The sequence below is a fragment of the Atlantibacter sp. MEI4A-1023 genome, assembly GCF_056155425.1.
The window spans coordinates 497,047-513,421 of sequence record NZ_CM149568.1; the positions used below are offsets into that span (position 1 = coordinate 497,047).

Below are 16,375 nucleotides of genomic sequence, written 5' to 3' on the forward strand. Positions count from 1 at the left end.
GGAGAGTGACGTGCGATTCCCCAACCAACGTTTAGCGCAACTATTTGATATGTTGCAAAACGAAACGCTGCCACAGGATGAACTGGCGCAGCGGTTGTCGGTTTCCACGCGCACCGTCCGCGCCGATATCACTGCGCTGAACGCCTTGCTGACCCAGCATGGCGCGCAGTTTGTGCTGAGCCGGGGCAACGGCTACCAGCTGAGAATCGATGATTCGGCGAGCTATCAAACCCTCCAGACGCAGCAGCCGAACGTGCTGCGCATTCCGCGCACCAGCCAGGAGCGGGTGCAGTATCTGATGGTGCGTTTCCTGACCTCGGCGTTTTCCCTCAAGCTGGAAGATTTGGCTGACGAATGGTTTGTCAGCCGCGCCACGCTGCAAAACGACATGGCGGAAGTGCGCGAATGGCTGCGGCGCTATCAGCTGACGCTGGAAACGCGGCCCCGCCACGGCATGAAACTGTTTGGCAGTGAAATGGCGATCCGCGCCTGTCTCACCGATCTGCTGTGGACGCTGGCCCAACAGGATCCGGCCCATCCGCTGGTGATCGAAGAGGCGCTGAACGCGGGTATGCCGGAACGGTTACAGCCGATCCTCGCGGAAATTTTCAGCCGTTTTCATATTCGTCTCACCGATGAAGGCGAACTGTTTTTGCGCCTGTACTGCGCCGTGGCGGTGCGGCGCATCAGCGAAGGTTATCCGCTGTCGGAGTTTGTCGGCGAAGAGGTGGCGGAACCGGTATGCCATGCGGCGCGCGAGCTGGCGAGCGTACTGCAACGGCTGGCGGAAAAACCGCTGTCGGCCTTTGAAGAAAACTGGCTGAAGGTGCATATCGCCGCGCGCCAGGTACAGGACATCGCGCCCAGCACCATCAATGCCGATGATGAAGAGGCGCTGGTCAATTACATCCTTAATTTTATTAACACCCAGTACAACTACAACCTGCTGAACGATAAGCAACTCCATGCCGATATGCTCACCCATGTCAAAACCATGATCACCCGGGTGCGCTATCAAATCATGATCCCTAACCCGCTGTTGGATAACATCAAGCAGCACTACCCGATGGCGTGGGATATGACGCTGGCGGCGGTGTCTGGCTGGGTGAAATACACGCCGTATACCATTAGCGAAAACGAAATCGGCTTTCTGGTGCTGCACGTCGGCGTCGGGCTGGAGCGCAGTTACAACATTGATTACCAGCGCCAGCCGCGCGTGTTGCTGGTGTGCGACGCCGGTAACGCCATGGTGCGGATGATCGAAGCGGTGATGGCGCGTAAATACCCGCAGATCGACATTACCCGTACCCTGACGCTACGCGACTATGAGCAGCGGGAGAGCATCAGCGAAGACTTTGTGATTTCCACCGCGCGCATCAGCGAAAAAGACAAACCGGTAGTGCAGATTGCGCCGTTCCCCACCGACTATCAGCTGGAGCAAATCGGCAAGCTGGTGCTGGTGGATCGCACCCGCCCGTGGATGCTGAACAAATATTTTGATGCCGCCCATTTCCGCATTATCAACGGTGCGATGGACCAGCAGGCGCTGTTCAAAACCCTGTGCGACCAGTTGCATGATGAGGGCTTTGTCGATGGAGAGTTCCTTGACTCGGTGATTGAACGTGAGGCCATCGTCAGCACCCTGCTGGGGGACAGCATTGCGCTGCCCCATGCCCTGGGTTTGTTAGCGAAAAAAACCGTGGTCTATACCGTGCTGGCCCCGCAGGGGATCGCCTGGGGGGATGAAACGGCGCACGTGATCTTTTTACTTGCCATCAGTAAAAGCGAGTACGAGGAGGCGATGGCGATTTACGATATTTTCGTCACCTTCTTGCGGGAGCGCGCCATGACGCGGCTGTGCGGATGCCAGAACTTTGCGGAATTTAACGCGGTAGCAATGGAGTGCGTAAGCCGGTATTAGCAGTGGGAAGCCCGAGCTGCCCGCTGTAAAAGATTAACGCAGGTGATGAACAACCTGGTTACTGCTGCCGCGCCAAATCAGCGCCGGGTCTTTGAGATCCTGGACAAACTTACCGTCCACTAGCACGTTGATCAGATCCACGACCTGCATCTGTTCGGCGCTGAGTTCATCCAGCTTATAACCCGTCCACACCCAGATATCTTTGCCGGGACACTCGCCACGAATGCGCTGCACCAGTTGCAGAATATCCGCCACGTTTTGCGGATGCAGCGGATCGCCGCCGGACAGGGAGATCCCCTGCCGGGAGATCCGCGTATCGTTGAGATCGCTGATGATCCGATCTTCCATCTCCCGGGTGAACGACTGCCCTGAATTCAGTCGCCAGGTGCTTTTGTTGTAGCAGCCGGGGCACTCATGGACGCACCCTGAAACAAACAGGGTGCAGCGTGTGCCGGGCCCGTTGACGATGTCGACCGGGTAATACTGATGAAACCGCATTTTCGCTTCTCAATTGATGCCATAACCGCGTTGGCTGCTCTCACTCACCCGGGTCACTTACTCATGTAAGCTCCCCGGGATTCCTTCGTTTGCCGCCTTGTTCTGACATCAATTGCTTTGCGAAAAACGTGGTTTGTGGAGAGCATAGATTTTGGAAACTAACCGATCTGCCCATTCCCTAAATGCTTGACGCGGCGCTTCACTTCTTCCTGTTTGCCGGCGTTGAACGGACGCGCATCCGGGCTGCCCAGGTAGCCGCAAACGCGACGGGTTACCGAAACGCGGGCCGCATCGTGGTTGCCGCATTTCGGGCAGGTAAAGCCTTTGCTGGTGCATTCGAACTCACCGGTGTAGCCGCACTCGTAGCATTCGTCGATCGGGGTGTTAGTCCCGTAATACGGCACATGCTGATAGCTGTAATCCCAGACGTCTTCCAGCGCTTTCAGGTTGTGCTGAATATTCGGGTATTCGCCGTAGCAGATGAACCCGCCGTTGGCTAACGGAGGATAGGGTGCTTCAAAGTCGATCTTGTCGTACGGGTTAACCTTTTTCTCCACGTCGAGGTGGAAGCTGTTGGTGTAGTAGCCTTTATCGGTCACGCCCGGCACCACGCCGAAATCGGCAGTATCCAGACGGCAGAAACGGTCGCACAGGTTTTCACTCGGGGTGCTGTAGAGGCTGAAACCGTAGCCGGTCTCTTCTTTCCAGCGGTCCACCGCGTTACGCAGATGCTTAATGATTTCCACCGCTTTCTGGCGCAGCGCGGCGCTGTCGTAAACGTGCTCATTGCCGAACAGCGCATTGATGGTTTCATGGATGCCGATATAGCCCAGCGAGATCGACGCGCGGCCATTTTTGAAGATTTCCGACACGTCATCATCCGCTTTCAGACGCACGCCGCAGGCGCCTTCCATATACAGGATCGGCGCAACGCGGGCTTTGACGCCTTCCAGACGGGCGATACGGGTCATTAGCGCTTTACGCGCCAACACCAGCCGCTCGTCCAATAGTTTCCAGAATGCGGCTTCATCACCGTTGGCTTCCAGCGCGATGCGCGGCAGGTTCAGGCTGATCACACCGAGGTTGTTACGCCCGTCGTGAACCTGTTCGCCGTTTTCGTTCTCATACACGCCCAGGAAGCTGCGGCAGCCCATTGGGGTTTTGAACGAGCCAGTGACTTTCACCACCTGGTCGTAGTTGAGAATGTCCGGGTACATGCGCTTGCTGGCGCATTCGAGGGCCAGTTGCTTGATGTCGTAATTGGCATCGCCGAATTTATGGTTCAACCCGTCACGGATAGCAAACACCAGTTTCGGGAACACGGCGGTTTTGCGGTTTTTACCCAGTCCGGCAATACGGTTACGCAGGATCGAGGTCTGGATCAGACGCGATTCCCAACTGGTGCCCAGGCCAAAACCAAAGGTCACGAACGGCGTCTGGCCGTTGGCGGTGTGCAGCGTATTCACTTCGTATTCCAGCGACTGGAATGCGTCGTAGCACTCTTTCTCGGTACGGGAACGGGCATAGCCGTCGGCATCCGGAATTTGCCACTCCAGCGCCACCTTGCGGTGTTTTTCCAGGCTGGCGGTAACAAATGGGGCCAGCACTTCGTCGATACGGTTAATGGTGGTGCCGCCGTAAATATGGCTGGCGACCTGGGCGATAATCTGCGCGGTGACAGCGGTCGCGGTAGAGATGGATTTCGGCGGCTCAATTTCCGCGTTGCCCATCTTGAAACCCTGGGTCAGCATACCTTTCAGGTCGATCAGCATGCAGTTGAACATCGGGAAGAACGGGGAATAGTCCAGATCGTGGTAGTGGATATCGCCGCGCTCGTGCGCCTGCACCACATCGCGCGGCAGCAGGTGCTGGCGGGCATAGTGTTTGGCGACAATCCCGGCCAGCAGATCGCGCTGGGTAGGGATCACTTTGCTGTCTTTGTTGGCGTTTTCGTTAAGCAAAGCGGAGTTGGTTTGTTCCACCAGTCCACGAATTTCCTGGTTCAGGCGGCCGCGCTTTTCGCGGGAAATATCGCGATCGTGGCGATATTCAATATAGGCACGCGCCAGCTGTTTGTAGTTGCCAGCCATCAATTGGTTTTCAACGGCGGTCTGGATTTCGCCGATATCGACCTGGCTGCGGCCCTGCATCTGGGCACTGACAATTTCTGCGACGGTGGCGCAGTAATCTGCGTCATCGACTCCCGCAGCTTTAGCGGCACGAAGAATCGCTTCTCTGATGCGCTCTGACTTGAAAGGTACTTTGCACCCATCGCGTTTCATCACATGCGGTGTCATGATCACTCCATCTTAAAGAACAGGTTATCCACAGAGGCTCAGAGACAGACAGGGCGCATTTTCATTATTGCGTTCATAGACATCCCTGAATCTGGCCGTTTTTATCCACAGCGTACCGCTAACCCGCCACCTGGATACGCTGTAATAATAGTCGATTGATACAATATGTAGCGGCGGCAGGCATTTTAAATACTATATGTAGTGATTTGCATCAAAGATGTTTGAGATTTCTTTGATGTAGAACAAGGTAAATTTTTGGTGGCTGCAATGATGGGCAACGCGCGGCGGGGAAATTTAAATTTCAGATAAATCGATAAAAATCATGGCGAAAAATTAACCGGAGGCGCGTTGGCCTCCGGTTTTGGGTTAATGCTGTAGCCAGTAAACGGCTTCAAACGGGCGTAGCGTCGTTTCCGTGGGAACCGGGCTGGCGTCCGGGTAGTTGCTCATCAGCACTTCCCAATTGCTGTCGATTTTTTCCGGCATCCACCACTGATTTTCCCGGCTCAGATTCGCTACTACCATCAATTGCTGGCCCTGCCATTCACGGCGATAGCACCATAAAAATGGGTGATCCGGCAGCAAATCGTGGTAGTTACCCCAGGTGAAAATCGGCCAGGCTTTACGCAACTGGATCAGCTTGCGATAGGCATGAAACACCGAATCCGGGTCCGCCTGCGCGTTTTCAGCGTTGATGGTGTCAACGTTATCGCACAGGCCGATCCACGGTTTACCGCGGGTGAAGCCTGCATGTTCACTGGAATCCCACTGCATCGGCGTGCGGCTGTTATCGCGCGATTTTGCCGCGAGGATGGCCAGCAGCTCTTCGGGAGTTCGCCCCTGGGCGCGCAGTTCGGCGAACATGTTATGGCTTTCCACATCGCGATAGTCGGTGATGCGCGCGAAATGCGGGTTGGTCATACCCAGCTCTTCGCCCTGGTAGATATAGGGCGTGCCCTGCATCCCGTGCAGCACCATCGCCAGCATTTTTGCCGCCGGAACGCGCAGTTCGCCTTCGTCGCCGAAGCGCGACACGATGCGCGGCTGATCGTGGTTACACCAGAACAGCGCGTTCCAGGCAATGTTGTGCATTCCCTGCTGCCAGTGGCGGAAAATGGCTTTCAGCGCCACGTAGTCGGGGGCCGCCAGCGTCCATTTCAGCCCGCCGGGGTAATCGACTTTCAAATGGTGGAAGTTAAAGGTCATCGACAGCTCGCCGCCATCCAGCGCGGCGTATTGCTGGCAGTGCGCCAGAGTGGTGGAGGACATCTCGCCCACGGTCATCAGGCCGCGCGGGATAAACACATCCCGGCTAAATTCCTGCAAAAACTCATGGATGCGCGGGCCATCGGTATAAAAACAACGCCCATCGCCGCCGTCGATATCGTCGGTAAAATCCTGAGATTTAGACACCAGATTAATGACATCGAGCCGCAAACCATCCACGCCGCGATCGGCCCAGAACTCGCACACTTTTTTTAATTCCGCGCGCACCTGCGGGTTTTCCCAGTTGAGATCCGCCTGCTCCGGCGCGAACAGGTGCAGATAGTACTGGCCGCTCTCCGCATGCCAGCGCCAGGCGCTGCCGCCAAACTTTGAACGCCAGTTGGTAGGTGCCACGTCCGGCGTGCCGTCGCGCCAGATATAAAACTGGCGATACGGGCTCTGCGGCTTCACGGCCTGGTGAAACCAGTCATGCTGGGTGGAGGTATGGTTAAACACCATATCAAGGATAATGCGAATGCCCCGATCGTGGGCTTCTGCCACCAGCCGGTCAAAATCATCCAGCGTGCCGTAGGTCGGGTCGATGGCGGTGTAGTTTGCCACGTCATAACCGTTGTCCACCTGAGGCGAGATATAGAACGGGGTCAGCCAGATGGCGTCCACGCCGAGGGTTTTCAGGTAGTCGAGCCGCCGGGTGACACCGGCTAAATCGCCGGTGCCGCTGCCCGTGGTGTCCTGAAAACTCTTTGGATAAATTTGATAGATCACCCCGTGTTGCCACCAGGGAGGCGTCGCTGTCATAACCTTACCTGCTTAAGTTGATAGAACCCGGAACCTGAATTACACGACTAACAATGTGCCCTGACGGAATTTGCGACGGTAAAGCACCGTGGTCAGAACAATGGGGATGACAATAGCAATCAGCATCGCCAGGCTAAACACTTCCCAGTAACGCGGTTGAATCGACAGGATGCCCGGCAGCCCGCCAACCCCGATGCCGTTAGCCATCACGCCGCTCAGTCCACACAGCAACCCGGCAAGGCCGGAGCCTATCATGGCACACAGCATCGGGAAGCGGTATTTCAGGTTGATCCCGTACATGGCGGGTTCCGTTACGCCGAGATAGGCGGAAATCGCCGCCGGGACCGAGATCTCCCGCTCATTGTGTTTACGGCTGGCGATAATAATGCCCACCACCGCAGACGCCTGGGCGATGTTGGACAGCGCAATCAGCGGCCAGACCGGCGTACCGCCGAGGTTCTGGATCATCTGCATATCGATGGCGAGCGTGGTCTGATGCACCCCGGTGATCACCAGCGGGGCATACAGAAAACCAAACAGCGCCGCGCCAATCGGGGCGAAGCTGCCGGTCATCAGATGGCTAACCCCCCAGGCCACACCGTCGCCGATCATGCGGCCAAGCGGGCCGATAAACGCGTGGGCCAGGAACACCGCCAGAATCAACGAACACACCGGCACGACAACCAGGTATAGATAATCGGGTACGATACGTTTCAGCCGGGTTTCGATAAACCCAAGCGCCAGGCCTGCCAGCAGCGCCGGGATCACCTGGGCCTGATAGCCCACTTTGGCGATGGTAAATAGCCCGAAGTTCCATACTTCCGGCACCTGGGTGCCCAGCAAATAGGCGTTCATCAACTGCGGAGAAACCAGGGTGACGCCAAGCACAATCCCGAGGATCGGCGTGCCGCCCATTTTGCGCACCGCCGACCAGCAGATCCCCACCGGCAGATAGAAGAAAATCGCCTCGCCGATCAGCCACAGGAAGTCATAGATGGCTTGCAGCGACGGATGCATTTGCGTCAGGGTCTGGCCGTTGCTCATCGGCACATCGCCGATCACATTGCGAAAGCCAAGGATCAAACCGCCGCTGATCAGCGCTGGCAGCAGCGGAAAGAAGATCTCCGCGAAGTGCGAGATCAACTGTTCGTGCCATTTCATATTGGCGCGCGCCGCCTGTTTGGCCTGCTCTTTATTCGCTGAACTGTGGCCGCTGGTGGCGATCAGCGCCTGGTAGTAATCCCCGACGTTGGTGCCAATCACCACCTGAAACTGCCCGGCGTTGGTGAAGCAGCCTTTGACCATTGGCAGGGTTTCAATGGCTTTCGGATCGGCTTTCGCCGGGTTATTCAGCACAAAGCGCAGACGAGTAATGCAGTGGGTTACGGTCGCGATATTCTCGCGGCCACCCACCAGCTCGATCAGCCGATCAATTTCCTGTTGTTTAACTTTGCTCATCATGAAGCCTCATGGCGGAGAAAGAGGAAGCGGTAGAAGTGACGGCAAGGGTAAACATTCTTGCGTTCCTGGAAAATGGGAACGTTCCCGAAACGAAGCCGCGATCACACAAAACGTCGTTCTGACGATTTAGATCAGCGAGGAGGGAATGACGATCTGCTGGGGATCGTTGCCCGACGTGATCTGGGCGATCAGCTGCAACGCCGCCTGGCGTCCGGCTTCAGCGTAACCAGGATCGACGGTGATGATCTCCGGGTGCAGGAACGTTAACAGCGGCGTATTGCCGACGCTGGCAAGCTGGATGGGCTCCGGGTGATGCTGCTGTAAAAACTTACTGGCACCGATGGCCAGCGTATCCGTGGCGCACACCAGCGCGGTGGTGTCGGCGTGCAGCACGTCGGAGACGTGTTCATAGCCCTGTTTCATCGCCAGGCCCGGCAGCGCGGCGCGGGGCGTCAGGTTATGGGCCTCGCAAAACGCCAGATAAGAGTGATGGCGGCGCAGTCCGGTGGTGACATCGCTGTGCGGGACGCCGAGGTAGCTGATATGGCGATGGCCCTGCTGATACAAGCGCGCCATCAAAATTTGGATTGCGCCTTCATCGTCGTAACACACCGAGGTAAAACCCGCCGCATCTCGCGCCATCAGCACCAGCATCGATCGCCACGGGGCCAACAGAGACTCATCAATACCGGTAAATCCAAACAGGATCACTCCGTCGATATTGCGCTGGCGCAGAATGCGCAAATGCTCTTCCACCCGCGCCGGGGAGAACTGGCTTTCCATCATGATCGGATCATAACCCTGCTCATACAGGCAGGGGAGCATGGTCTGGACGGCGAGGTTTTCAGACAGGGAGTCCAGGCGGGTGACGATAATCGCCACCACTTTGTCGCTCTGGCCGCGCATGGCGCGCGCGGAACGGGAAGGGGAAAAGCCCTGCTGGCGCATCACCGCCTCAACGCGCTCGCGGGTGCGCTCGCTGACGCCACTCTCATTATTGAGGACGCGCGATACGGTGGATTTGCCCACGCCGCTTAAGCGCGCGATGTCTTTAATGGTCAGCCGGTTTTGCATCCCTGTCGCCTGTTGTGTATCGAAAAAGTGGTTAAACGACCTTAATGCTAACCAACCGCGGAACAATGAGCAAAATCTGGTTTACGTTTGGTTTATGTCACTGGCGCTATAGTGACGCCGCTCAACATTCACCGTGCGGATTTAACACGCACGTATCTTTTGATTTTACCGGAGGCCCCATGGATCCCGATCCCACCCCGCTTCCTTTAACGGGAACGTTGTTCCGGTAAGCACGCCTTTTTAGTCGCTGCTTTACCGGATGTGTAAGGCAGTGGCGCAACGTCGTCCCTGCAAAAATTTGTGCCTGCCATTCTGGCAGCCCAGCAGCGCCTCAGGATTGAGGCGTAGAGGGACTTTTATGCTGTTTAAAAACTTCACCCGGCAGTTGCTCGCGCAGCTGAACCGTCATCTTCCCCGTCGTCTGGTACAGCGCGATCCGCTGCCGGAAGGCAAAGTGTGGCGTCAGGAAACGCTGCCCGCCACGTTAACCGAACAGTGCCTGTCGGTATCGCGGATGGATGAGGCCGAACTGTGGCGCGTCTTTTCCAGCCATCCTGAAGGGCTCAACCCCCGGGAAGTGGCGGATGCGCGTGAGCAACACGGGCCGAACCAGATCCCGGCGCAGCGTCCCGCGCCCTGGTATCTGCATCTGTGGAACTGTTATCGTAATCCGTTCAACCTGCTGCTGACGGCGCTGGGCATTCTCTCTTACGCCACCGAAGACGATCTGGTTGGCGCGGGGATTATCGCGCTGATGGTGGGCATCTCGACGCTGCTGAACTTCGTTCAGGAAGCGCGCTCCACCAAAGCGGCGGACGCGCTAAAAGCGATGGTCAGCAATACCGCCACCGTGCTGCGGGTGGTGAATGACAAAGGCGAATGCCAGTGGATGGAATTGCCCATCGACCAGCTGGTGCCGGGCGATATCGTCAAACTGGCGGCGGGAGATATGATCCCCGCCGATCTGCGGGTCATGAAAGCACGCGATCTGTTTATCGCCCAGGCCTCGTTAACCGGCGAATCTTTACCGGTAGAAAAACAGGCCCAGACCCGCCACCCCGACCAGAAAAACCCGCTTGAGTGCGACAACCTGTGCTTTATGGGCACGACCGTGGTCAGCGGCACCGCGCAGGCGATAGTGATTTCCACTGGCGGCGGCACCTGGTTTGGTCAACTGGCCGGGCGCGTAAACGAGCAGGAGAGTGAGCCGAACGCTTTCCAGCAGGGCATCAGCCGCGTCAGTATGCTGCTGATCCGCTTTATGCTGGTGATGGTGCCGGTGGTGCTGTTGATCAATGGCTTCACCAAAGGCGACTGGTGGGAAGCGGCGCTGTTTGCGCTGTCGGTGGCGGTGGGGTTAACCCCGGAAATGCTGCCGATGATCGTTACGTCGACCCTGGCGCGCGGCGCGGTTAAGCTGTCTAAGCAAAAAGTGATCGTTAAGCATCTGGACGCAATTCAGAACTTCGGCGCTATGGACATCCTGTGCACCGATAAAACCGGGACGCTCACCCAGGATAAAATTGCCTTAGAGAATCATACCGATGTGTTTGGCCGCGCCAGCCAGCGCGTACTGCGCAGCGCGTGGCTCAACAGCCACTATCAAACCGGGCTGAAAAACCTGCTGGATACCGCTGTGCTGGAAGGCGTGGACGCGCCGGAAGCGCTGGAGCTGTCGGCGCGCTGGCGCAAAGTAGATGAAATCCCGTTTGATTTCGAGCGCCGCCGTATGTCAGTGGTGGTCGCGGAAAACGAAGATACCCATCAGCTGATCTGCAAAGGCGCGCTACAGGAGATCCTTGATGTCTGTACGCTGGTGCGCCACGGCGAGGAGATCGTGCCGCTGTGCGACAGCATGTTGCAACGCATCCGTAAAGTGACCGACAACCTTAACCGTCAGGGCCTGCGCGTGGTGGCGGTTGCCAGCAAAGCCCTGCCTGCCAGAAGCGAAGACTATGGACGGGTGGATGAATCGGATCTGATCCTTGAAGGCTACATCGCCTTCCTCGATCCGCCGAAAGAGACCACCGCGCCGGCGTTAAAAGCGCTGAAAGAGAGCGGGATCACCGTCAAGATCCTGACCGGCGACAGCGAGCTGGTGGCCGCTAAAGTGTGCCACGAAGTGGGGCTCAATCCGGGCCGCCCGGTGGTGGGCAGCGAAATCGAACCGTTAAGCGACAAGGAGCTGGCACAGCTGGCGTTGCGCACAACGCTGTTTGCCCGCCTGACGCCGCTGCATAAAGAACGCATTGTGCGTTTGCTGCGCGAAGAAGGGCACGTAGTGGGCTTTATGGGCGACGGCATCAATGACGCGCCTGCGTTGCGGGCGGCGGATATTGGCATCTCCGTGGACGGCGCGGTGGATATCGCCCGCGAAGCGGCGGACATCATTCTGCTGGAAAAGAGCCTGATGGTGCTGGAAGAGGGCGTTATTGAAGGGCGCCGCACCTTCGCCAATATGCTCAAGTACATCAAAATGACCGCCAGTTCGAACTTCGGTAACGTGTTCAGCGTACTGGTAGCGAGCGCTTTCCTGCCATTCCTGCCGATGCTGCCGATGCACTTACTGATCCAGAACCTGCTGTACGATGTGTCCCAGGTAGCGATCCCGTTCGATAACGTCGACGACGACCAGATCGAAAAACCGCAGCGCTGGAACCCAGCGGATATCGGACGCTTTATGATCTTCTTTGGGCCGATCAGTTCTATCTTCGACATCCTGACGTTCTGCGTTATGTGGTGGGTATTTAAGGCCAACGTGCCGGAAGCGCAAACCCTGTTCCAGTCCGGCTGGTTTGTGGTGGGCTTGCTGTCCCAGACCTTAATCGTGCACATGATCCGTACCCGCCGGGTACCGTTTATCCAGAGCCGCGCCGCGTGGCCATTAATGGTGATGACGCTGATTATTATGGTAGTGGGTATTGTGCTGCCGTTCTCGTCGCTGGCGCCTTACCTGCAACTTCAGGCGCTGCCGCTGAGCTACTTCCCGTGGCTGGCAGGGATTTTGTTGGGGTATATGACACTGACCCAAATGGTGAAAGGATTTTATGTCCGCCGGTATGGGTGGCAGTAATAACAAAAAAGCCAGTCGCAAGACTGGCTTTTTCATTTCAACGCGCTGAAAAATTAGCGACGAACCGCAATCGCTTCAATCTCAATCTTCACGTCTTTCGGCAGACGGGCCACTTCCACGCAGGAACGTGCCGGGAAGGTCGCGTTATGTTCGGTGAAGAACGCTTCATAAGTGGCGTTAACGGTGGCGAAATCATTTAGATCCTTCACGAAAACGGTGGTTTTCACAATATCGCCCACTTTAAGGCCAGCGGCTTCAACGATAGCTTTCACGTTTTCCAGAGACTGACGCGCTTGTGCAGAGACATCATCAGAAACCGTGCCGGTTTTTGGGTCCACCGGGATCTGACCGGAGGTGATGATCATACTGCCAAGATCTACGCCCTGAACATAAGGGCCGATAGCTGCGGGTGCATTTTCCGTCGCGATAGTGCGGGACATAGTTTCTCCTGAAATTGTCAGCGGTAAGAGGGCACAGTATACCCCGGCAACCCTCAAGGTACAGGTTTGTTATTGTCGGTCAGCGCGTTAGCCGTCCGCCAGCACCACATGGTGCGAGAACTCTTTCTCACAGTATTTGCACTTCAACGCGATATCGTCAGCGCGTTTTTTGACGCTAAAGCTGGACGCCACCGGCTCGGCGCGGCTGATGCAGTTACTGTTTGGGCAGACCAGCACTTTCTCAATCCGCCCCGGCAGGCTCGGGCGGCTCTTACCTACCACTTCATAATTATCGATGCGGTTAACGGTAGCCTCAGGCGCGTACAGCGCCAGCTGGTTGACCTGCTCGTCAGTCAGGAAGGTATTTTCAATTTTGATCAGATCTTTGCGGCCCATTTCGCCGGACGGCAGGTTCAGGCCGATGGTGATGCGCTGATCGGTCTCGGTCAGTTTGAACAGCGTAAGAAGCTTAAAGCCCACCTGCGCCGGAATATGGTCGATGACGGTGCCACGGCTGATGGCTTCTACCTGGAGTTTATTATCGTGAGTCATGTTCATCTCCTTCTTACAGCGCGAAATCGTGATTGAGAACCAGCGCCAGCAAAGCCTGGCGAGCGAAAATGCCGTTACCGGCCTGCTGGAAATACCAGGCGTGCGGCGTTTTATCCACATCGGTGGTGATCTCATCAATACGCGGCAGCGGGTGCAGGACTTTCATATTGCTGCGGGCACCGTTGAGGTCGGCGGCGCGCAGGATAAATTGCGCTTTCACGTTGGCGTATTCCGACGGGTCGAGACGCTCTTTCTGCACACGGGTCATATAAAGGATGTCTACTTCGCGCACCACGTCGTCGATAGCGTCGTGCAGGCTCCAGGCGATACCTTTTTCATCCAGCATATCGAGGATGTACTGCGGCATAGCCAGCGCTTCCGGGGCGATAAAGTAAAAGTGGTTGCCATTGAATTTCGCCAGCGCCTGGGCGAGAGAGTGCACCGTGCGGCCATATTTCAGATCGCCCACCATAGCGATGTTTAAGTTTTCCAGTCGCCCCTGGGTTTCCTGGATGGTAAACAGATCGAGCAGCGTCTGGGTTGGATGCTGGTTCGCGCCGTCACCCGCGTTCAACACCGGAATGCCGCCGGAAAACTCGGTGGCGAGGCGCGCCGCGCCTTCCTGCGGGTGGCGCATCACAATCGCATCCACGTAGGTGCTGATCACCGAAATGGTGTCAGCCAGCGTTTCACCTTTTTTGCCCAGCGACGTGTTGCTGCTGTCCGAAAAGCCAACCACCGATGCACCCAGGCGGTGAATCGAGGTTTCGAACGAGAGACGGGTGCGGGTAGAGGCTTCAAAGAAGCAACTGGCGACCACTTTATGCTTCAACAGCTCAGGCTGCGGATTCGCTTTCAGGCGCGCGGCGGTTGCCAGCACCAGTTCCAGCTCTTCACGGTCCAGATCGTTGATGGAAATAATATGTTTTTGATAGAGCGGGTTAGCCATGTCTCTCTCCTTTTTTCGAACGGCGGGCAAACGCCGGGCAAAAAAAAACCCCTCATTGAGGGGTTTTTCATTGGATAACGGAAAGAAAAACGGGACTGCGACGCCTGCGTTAAGGCGTTGTGTCAGGACAAATTGTCGAACTCGCAGAACCATGCTTCCTCCCGGCAAATTGTCCCGGATTATACTCAGCCGCGATCGCATAGCAAGCGGAGAATGCACTTTTTTACATTGGGAAGCGGTTGCGCTGCATAACAACGCGAAAAAAATGAATAAAAAAATCAGGTGGTGCGGCATGAAAGTTAACTGAAATTGCCGGATTGCCCGAAAAGAAACAACAAAAATTGCAAGCTTATGCGCCAATAAATATGCGCTAAAGCAGATTTTTGCCACAAAGCGGTGGTAGCCTGAAGCGATTCCTCGTATAACTCATAAAAATGAAACATTGTTTTATATAAGGAGCTTCCCGTGATTATTGGCAACATCCACCATCTTCAGTCCTGGCTGCCTGCTGAACTGCGTCAGGCAATTGAATATGTCAAACAGCACGTCACCCCGGAAACCCCGCTGGGTAAACACGACATCGAAGGCAATAATTTGTTCTTCCTGGTCTCCGAAGATGAAACCCAGCCGCTGGCGGAGCGTCGTGCGGAGTATCACGCGCGCTATCTGGATATCCAGATTGTGATGCGCGGCGTAGAAGGTATGACCTTCAGCTGCCTGCCTGCGGGCGAGCCGGATACCGACTGGTTGGCGGATAAAGATATCGCGTTCCTGCCGGAAGGCGGCCAGGAAAAAACCGTGGTGATGCAGGAAGGGGATTTTGTGGTGTTCTATCCGGGCGAAGTGCACAAACCGCTGTGCGCCGTGGGCGAAAATGCCAAAGTGCGTAAAGTGGTGGTAAAAATGCTGGTTGCGTAATCCGCCCAGAAAAGAACAGCGGCCCGTATTCGGGCCGCTTTTTTTATTGGGCTAAGGTCGCCACCATCACCGCTTTGATGGTGTGCATACGGTTTTCTGCCTGGTCGAACACGATGCTGTTCGGTGATTCAAACACGTCGTTGGTCACTTCCATGCCGCCGTGCATCCCGTATTGCTCCGCCATCTGCTTGCCGACAACGGTTTCATCGTCGTGAAACGCCGGTAAACAGTGCAGAAATTTGGTCTGGGGATTGCCGGTGAGCGTCATCATCTGGCTGTTAACCTGATAATCACGCAGCAGCGCGATGCGCTCGGCCCACTTCTCTTTGGCTTCGCCCATAGATACCCACACGTCGGTGTAGATAAAATCCGCGCCTTTCACGCCCGCGGCGATGTCTTCGGTGAGGGTGATTTTGCCACCGGTTTGCGCCGCCATCGCTTTGCACTCTTCTACCAGCGCCGCTTCCGGCCAGCAGGCTTTCGGAGCCACCAGGCGCAGATCCAGCCCGGTTAGCGCAGCGGCTTCCAGCATCGAATTACCCATGTTGTTACGCGCATCGCCTGCATAGACCAGCGTCATCTCCTTAAAGGCTTTGCCCGGCAGGTGCTCGCGCATGGTCAACAAATCTGCCAGCAGTTGCGTTGGGTGGAATTCGTTGGTCAGGCCGTTCCACACCGGCACACCGGCATACTGCGCCAGCGTTTCCACCACTTCCTGGCCGTGGCCGCGATACTGAATGCCGTCATACATCCGGCCCAGTACCCTGGCGGTGTCTTTAATTGATTCTTTATGCCCAATCTGACTGCCGCTCGGGCCGAGATAAGTGACGCGAGCACCCTGGTCGTAAGCGGCAACTTCGAAAGAGCATCGTGTACGGGTTGAGTCTTTTTCGAAGATGAGCGCGATGTTTTTACCAGTAAGCTTTTGAACTTCTTGACCATTCTTTTTATCGCTTTTCAGCGTTGCGGCAAGATCGAGCAATGCGTTTATCTGTGCAGGGGTAAAATCTAATAATTTCAGAAAGTGTTTTTGATAGAAAGCCGACATAGTTCCCTCACCTGGCTGATGCCACTTGTTGAATTAAAATTCAATTTATATGTATGAATATGCATTTGCAACCCCGAAAAATAAAACTTTTACCGGAAAGGTGGAGGCAATCACTGGGG

General features: G+C 56.1%; 13 protein-coding genes and 1 pseudogene. 3 read left to right on the forward strand and 11 right to left on the reverse strand.

Going from position 1 to position 16,375, the window contains the following annotated elements; genetic code table 11:
* Positions 1-10 precede the first annotated feature (10 nt).
* Positions 11-1,921: a BglG family transcription antiterminator gene (locus tag ACVV26_RS02465; protein ID WP_474799803.1), complete on the forward strand. Its 1,911-nt coding sequence runs from the start codon at positions 11-13 to the stop codon at positions 1,919-1,921.
* 33 nt (positions 1,922-1,954) lie between these two features.
* On the opposite strand, the gene nrdG is transcribed toward ACVV26_RS02465, so the two are convergent.
* The 5 genes from nrdG to treR form a co-directional block, all read right to left on the reverse strand.
* The gene (nrdG, locus tag ACVV26_RS02470) at positions 1,955-2,419 is read right to left on the reverse strand and encodes an anaerobic ribonucleoside-triphosphate reductase-activating protein (protein ID WP_474799804.1); all 465 of its coding nucleotides are present in this window, start codon (positions 2,417-2,419) and stop codon (positions 1,955-1,957) included.
* A 158-nt stretch (positions 2,420-2,577) separates the two neighbouring features.
* Entirely contained in the window at positions 2,578-4,716 is a 2,139-nt protein-coding gene (nrdD, locus tag ACVV26_RS02475; RefSeq protein ID WP_474799805.1) for an anaerobic ribonucleoside-triphosphate reductase, read from the reverse strand.
* A 366-nt stretch (positions 4,717-5,082) separates the two neighbouring features.
* Positions 5,083-6,741 (reverse strand): alpha,alpha-phosphotrehalase, encoded by a 1,659-nt coding sequence (treC, locus tag ACVV26_RS02480; protein ID WP_474799806.1) that lies wholly within the window; start codon positions 6,739-6,741, stop codon positions 5,083-5,085.
* Positions 6,742-6,780: 39 nt separating this feature from the next.
* Positions 6,781-8,202 (reverse strand): PTS trehalose transporter subunit IIBC, encoded by a 1,422-nt coding sequence (gene treB / locus ACVV26_RS02485; protein WP_474799808.1) that lies wholly within the window; start codon positions 8,200-8,202, stop codon positions 6,781-6,783.
* Between the two features lie 126 nt (positions 8,203-8,328).
* On the reverse strand, positions 8,329-9,276 hold the full coding sequence (treR, locus tag ACVV26_RS02490) for a trehalose operon repressor TreR (protein WP_474799809.1): 948 nt from the start codon (positions 9,274-9,276) through the stop codon (positions 8,329-8,331).
* A gap of 361 nt (positions 9,277-9,637) precedes the next feature.
* On the opposite strand from treR, the gene mgtA reads away from it, so the two are divergent.
* A complete protein-coding gene (gene mgtA, locus ACVV26_RS02495; RefSeq protein WP_474801697.1) occupies positions 9,638-12,349 on the forward strand; it encodes a magnesium-translocating P-type ATPase in 2,712 nt (903 codons plus the stop codon).
* A 53-nt stretch (positions 12,350-12,402) separates the two neighbouring features.
* Here mgtA and ridA read toward each other — a convergent pair whose 3' ends face one another.
* The 4 genes and pseudogenes from ridA to ACVV26_RS02515 all read right to left on the reverse strand — a co-directional run.
* Entirely contained in the window at positions 12,403-12,789 is a 387-nt protein-coding gene (gene ridA / locus ACVV26_RS02500) for a 2-iminobutanoate/2-iminopropanoate deaminase (protein WP_312983964.1), read from the reverse strand.
* A gap of 87 nt (positions 12,790-12,876) precedes the next feature.
* Positions 12,877-13,341 carry an aspartate carbamoyltransferase regulatory subunit gene (pyrI, locus tag ACVV26_RS02505; protein ID WP_312983962.1) on the reverse strand — a complete coding sequence of 155 codons (465 nt, stop codon included), beginning with the start codon at positions 13,339-13,341 and terminating at the stop codon, positions 12,877-12,879.
* Positions 13,342-13,354: 13 nt separating this feature from the next.
* Complete coding sequence (gene pyrB, locus ACVV26_RS02510; protein WP_474801699.1) at positions 13,355-14,290, reverse strand: aspartate carbamoyltransferase; 936 nt, start codon at positions 14,288-14,290, stop codon at positions 13,355-13,357.
* A gap of 75 nt (positions 14,291-14,365) precedes the next feature.
* Positions 14,366-14,584, reverse strand: a pseudogene (locus tag ACVV26_RS02515) (hypothetical protein); the annotation flags it as partial.
* Between the two features lie 171 nt (positions 14,585-14,755).
* Between ACVV26_RS02515 and ACVV26_RS02520 the strand changes: the two are divergent.
* The gene (locus ACVV26_RS02520) at positions 14,756-15,208 is read left to right on the forward strand and encodes a NanQ anomerase/TabA/YiaL family protein (RefSeq protein ID WP_474799810.1); all 453 of its coding nucleotides are present in this window, start codon (positions 14,756-14,758) and stop codon (positions 15,206-15,208) included.
* A 43-nt stretch (positions 15,209-15,251) separates the two neighbouring features.
* On the opposite strand, the gene argF is transcribed toward ACVV26_RS02520, so the two are convergent.
* Together argF and argL are read right to left on the reverse strand one after the other, a co-directional pair.
* Positions 15,252-16,256: an ornithine carbamoyltransferase gene (gene argF, locus ACVV26_RS02525; protein WP_474799811.1), complete on the reverse strand. Its 1,005-nt coding sequence runs from the start codon at positions 16,254-16,256 to the stop codon at positions 15,252-15,254.
* Positions 16,226-16,321 (reverse strand): putative translational regulatory protein ArgL, encoded by a 96-nt coding sequence (argL, locus tag ACVV26_RS02530; RefSeq protein WP_409515812.1) that lies wholly within the window; start codon positions 16,319-16,321, stop codon positions 16,226-16,228. The genes argF and argL overlap by 31 nt, the downstream gene beginning before the upstream one ends.
* Positions 16,322-16,375 lie beyond the last annotated feature (54 nt).

What these genes read in the sequence shown, in the direction of transcription:
- nrdG (WP_474799804.1), bottom strand. Translation starts at nt 2,419, where the DNA reads ATGCGGTTTCATCAGTATTACCCGGTCGACATCGTCAACGGGCCCGGC.
- nrdD (WP_474799805.1), bottom strand. Translation starts at nt 4,716, where the DNA reads ATGACACCGCATGTGATGAAACGCGATGGGTGCAAAGTACCTTTCAAG.
- treC (WP_474799806.1), bottom strand. Translation starts at nt 6,741, where the DNA reads ATGACAGCGACGCCTCCCTGGTGGCAACACGGGGTGATCTATCAAATT.
- treB (WP_474799808.1), bottom strand. Translation starts at nt 8,202, where the DNA reads ATGATGAGCAAAGTTAAACAACAGGAAATTGATCGGCTGATCGAGCTG.
- treR (WP_474799809.1), bottom strand. Translation starts at nt 9,276, where the DNA reads ATGCAAAACCGGCTGACCATTAAAGACATCGCGCGCTTAAGCGGCGTG.
- ridA (WP_312983964.1), bottom strand. Translation starts at nt 12,789, where the DNA reads ATGTCCCGCACTATCGCGACGGAAAATGCACCCGCAGCTATCGGCCCT.
- pyrI (WP_312983962.1), bottom strand. Translation starts at nt 13,341, where the DNA reads ATGACTCACGATAATAAACTCCAGGTAGAAGCCATCAGCCGTGGCACC.
- pyrB (WP_474801699.1), bottom strand. Translation starts at nt 14,290, where the DNA reads ATGGCTAACCCGCTCTATCAAAAACATATTATTTCCATCAACGATCTG.
- argF (WP_474799811.1), bottom strand. Translation starts at nt 16,256, where the DNA reads ATGTCGGCTTTCTATCAAAAACACTTTCTGAAATTATTAGATTTTACC.
- argL (WP_409515812.1), bottom strand. Translation starts at nt 16,321, where the DNA reads ATGCATATTCATACATATAAATTGAATTTTAATTCAACAAGTGGCATC.